Below are 251 nucleotides of genomic sequence, written 5' to 3' on the forward strand. Positions count from 1 at the left end.
TGTTTTGAGGGGTGGGCGGTATTTTGTATATTTTCTCTCAGTCGCTCAGAGTGCTGAGAAAAGCTTGCGGATAAGGAGCACTTTGTGCTCATCAAGAGGAGCGCTGATGAGGTGTGAGGAGGTTTTTGGAAAAGAGCTTCTCGAGGAGGATCTGTTCTGGGGGCATTGGGGAGGTGTGAGGGCTGTTTGAGGCGGGATGCTCTGAAAGAAAGGTTCTAGGATGTTATTCTTAAAAAGGTGGTGGAGTGATA

1 protein-coding gene is annotated in these 251 nt (G+C 48.2%); it reads left to right on the forward strand.

Annotated elements, in window-relative coordinates; genetic code table 11:
- Positions 1-190: hypothetical protein (locus tag ACFIO5_RS12970; RefSeq protein WP_375705628.1), on the forward strand; the 190-nt coding region annotated here is incomplete at its 5' end.
- Positions 191-251: the final 61 nt, after the last annotated feature.

Source organism: Bartonella sp. AA86SXKL (assembly GCF_042196885.1).